Annotated in this window: 5 protein-coding genes; 4 read left to right on the top strand and 1 reads right to left on the bottom strand. The window is 68.8% G+C overall.

All coding sequences use genetic code 11. From position 1 onward, the window contains the following. The 4 genes from ABNT58_RS12745 to ABNT58_RS12760 form a co-directional block, all read left to right on the top strand. Positions 1–222, top strand: a 222-nt coding sequence (locus tag ABNT58_RS12745) for a 6-carboxytetrahydropterin synthase (RefSeq protein ID WP_348753849.1), incomplete at its 5' end; no start/stop codon positions are given. A 92-nt stretch (positions 223–314) separates the two neighbouring features. Further along, a complete protein-coding gene (locus tag ABNT58_RS12750; protein ID WP_348753850.1) occupies positions 315–869 on the top strand; it encodes a hypothetical protein in 555 nt (184 codons plus the stop codon). Between the two features lie 243 nt (positions 870–1,112). Next, positions 1,113–2,054, top strand: a complete 942-nt coding sequence (locus tag ABNT58_RS12755) for a J domain-containing protein (protein ID WP_348753851.1) — start codon at positions 1,113–1,115, stop codon at positions 2,052–2,054. 37 nt (positions 2,055–2,091) lie between these two features. After that, positions 2,092–2,619 (top strand): hypothetical protein, encoded by a 528-nt coding sequence (locus ABNT58_RS12760; protein WP_348753852.1) that lies wholly within the window; start codon positions 2,092–2,094, stop codon positions 2,617–2,619. Positions 2,620–2,631: 12 nt separating this feature from the next. Here the strand turns inward: ABNT58_RS12760 and ABNT58_RS12765 are convergent. Continuing rightward, the coding region (locus ABNT58_RS12765; protein WP_348753853.1) for an IclR family transcriptional regulator C-terminal domain-containing protein at positions 2,632–3,175 on the bottom strand (544 nt) is incomplete at its 5' end.

Here is a 3,175-nt window from a genome sequence, read left to right on the forward strand (position 1 = left end):
ACCGGCATGGTGATGGACCTGGGCCTGCTGCGCGCCGAGATCAACCGCGTGCGGGCGCAACTGGACCATCACTTCCTGGACGACGTGCCCGGCCTGGGCCCCGCCACGCTGGAAAACCTGTGCGCCTACCTGCGCCGCGAGCTGGCGCCGGCCGTGCCTGGCTTGTGCGCGGTCACGGTGCAGCGCCAGGCCAGCGGCGACCGTTGCGTGATGCGCTGGTAGCTGGTCGGCCCCGCCGCGACAGGTGGGCGACAGGCACCGCGGGAACGTTGGTTGCCGCGGTGTGTCGAATTGCCAAGCACAGGAGAAGCTGCATGTTCCCCCGCCCGGCCCCCGCCGTCGCCGCTCCCCGATCGCCCTGGTGGCACCGGGCCGCGCTGTTGCCTGCCGTGGGCGCGTTGGTGCTGGCCGCGGCTTGCGCCACGGGCTATGCGCCCAGCGCGCTCAAGCCGGGGGATTCGATCGAGGCGGCGGTGCAGCAGATGGGCCAGCCCACCGGCGAGTTTCCGCAGCCCGGTGGCGGTCGGCGGCTGGAATACGCGCGCGGGCCGTATGGCAAGCACACCTACATGCTGGACTTCGATGCGCAGGGCCGGCTCATCGGCAGCCAGCAGGTGCTGACCGAAACCCGCTTTGCCACCGTGCAGGCCGGCATGACGGTGGACCAGTTGCGCCAGACCCTGGGCCGCCCGGCGCGCATCTGGGGCGTGCGCTACCACGACCAGACGGTGTGGAGCTACCGCTACGACACGCCTTTCTGCCAGCTCTTCCACGTCGGCATCACGCCCGCCGGCGTGGTGGAAGACACCAGCTTCGGTCCCGACCCGGCCTGCGACGTGGACGACCGGCGCTTTCCGCTGATGCGCTGAGCAAAGCCAGACCTTGCCCGCCGGCGGTACGGTCTGGCAGACAATCCGCTGCTTGCGACCGGATCTGTTGCCATGACTGACGCCACCGCCCTTCAGATCGCTTCGGCCGATGCCGCGCGGCCATTGAGGCCCGAGCAAAAACGGTTCAACACCTTGCTTCGTCAGATCGACCAGGCCCGCAAGACCTTGGCGGACTGGCAGGAAGCCATCCTGCTGTACGGTCAGCGGCATGCGCAAAGCCATGTGCCGCTGCTCGATGAACTTCAGGCTCTTCGGCGGGACTGGGCTTTTGCGCTGGATGCGGCGCTGGCCCGCAAGGGCTGGACACGTGCCGAACGCGAGACGCTGACCGAGCTGCTGTGCGATGCTGCCGGTGAGCTGCTCAGTGCCGACGACGGGGACAAGGCGCTCAAGGCCCTGTTCGACAAGCACTCGGACGTGGACTTCGACACCGATCGCACCGAGGGACTGCAGGCGATCAAGGAGATGGCCGAGTGGGCGACCGGGCTGGATCTGGGTGACGACGAAGGCATCGCCAGCGAGGAGGATCTGCTGCAGCGCATGCAACAGCGCATGCAGGCCGCACAGGCCGAGCAGGCCGAACGTGAGGCCGCGGCACCGCGCCGCCGCAAGAGCGCAGCCGAGCAGCGGCGTGAGGCGGAGGCTCAGCAGGCCACGCAATCGGTGCGCGAGATCTATCGCAAGTTGGCGAGCGCACTGCACCCCGACCGCGAGAGCGACGACCAGCAGCGTGCCCACAAGACGGCACTGATGCAGCAAGTCAACCAGGCCTATGAGAAGAACGACCTGCTGACGCTGCTGCAACTGCAGCTGCAGATCGAGCAGGTGGACGCCGCGCAGTTGGGCGCAGCCGACGCCAAGCGGGTCAAGCACTACAACAAGGTCCTGGCCGAGCAGCTGGCTGAACTCAAGGCAGAGATCAACCGTGTGGAGCTGGGGTTTCGCATCGATTTCCGGCTGGAGCCCGGCTGGGGTCTCAAGCCCACGAAGCTGGGTGAGCAGGCGGCGCGAGAAACCCAGCGTCTGCGCGCTGAGCTGGCAGAGGTCAAGCGCGACATCGGCAGGCTCGACGACGCGCCTGCCACCAAGCGCTGGCTGAAGAAGGTGCGCCGACAGAGGGAAGAAGAAGAAGCCTTCGATCTGGACTTCGATCCCTTCTTTTGAGCACAACCCCCTTCACGCCCTTGCGCCAAGCACATCGATGACGAACCGGCCGCCGCCCATGCAGGATGCAGGTCTGATCGAGGCCATGAACCGAGCCTCCACCCTGGAGCTGTATCAGCTGGCCGCTGTGCTGGAACGGCTGATGACGGACCCACGCCGCATCGTGGACATCCGCAGGCGTCTGCACCTGGGTCAAAGCGTGCGCTTCTACGACACCAAGCGCGACAGCATGCGCACGGGTCGCGTCGCAGACTTGCGGGATGTGCACCTCACCGTGCAGTGTGACGACGACCGGGCCTTGTGGAAACTCCCCTACGCAGCCGTGGAGCCGCCCCCGGGCACCGCTCCCGCCGCCGAGCCTGCTGCGCCACAGCCTGCGGCGCCTGTGCGTCCTACACGGGCCGACTTCCTTCGCGGGGAGAGGGTCTCCTTCACCGACCGCCACCTGCAGGTGCACATCGGCACCATCCAACGCTGCAATCCCAAGACGGCCACCGTCGAAGTGAATGGCGAGGCCTGGTCCGTGCCTGACGGCCGCCTGCGTCACGTGCTGGACATCGGCTGAGCACACCGCAGCTCAGGTTGCGGTGCCCCTTGTGCAGCCCATCGCCGCACTCACCGCCCGCGCCTCATCCCGCACCGCCCGCGCCGCGGCGCCCCGCGCCGACGCATCGAAGCCGCCCGTCGGCCCCAGCACCGTCAGCGCCGCGCACACGCGGCCCGCATGGTCGAACACCGGCGCGCTCACCGCGCTGATGCCGCGCAGGTTGGTGTCCTTGACCACGGCACACCCGGCGGCCAGCACGCTGTCGGTCAGCCGGCCGATCGGGTCGGCCGCATCCAGCTGGGCACGCAGCTCGGCCGGTGCCTCGGCCAATTCCTGCTCGGCCATCGCACGCAGGCGGGCGTCGTCTCGCTGCCAGGCCAGCAGCACGCGGCCGGTGGCCGACCACAGCAGCGGCAGCACGGACCCCACACGGGCGTTGACCGAGATGGGCAGCCAGGGCTCTTCGAAGCGCACGATGGTGGCGCCCTTGTTGCCCAGCACCGCCACGAAGCAGGTGAGCGACAGCGCCTCGCGCAGCCGGCCCAGCGAGGCTTCGGCCGCGCGGATGGGCTCG

This window comes from uncultured Aquincola sp., assembly GCF_964001545.1.
GTDB lineage: Bacteria > Pseudomonadota > Gammaproteobacteria > Burkholderiales > Burkholderiaceae_C > Aquincola.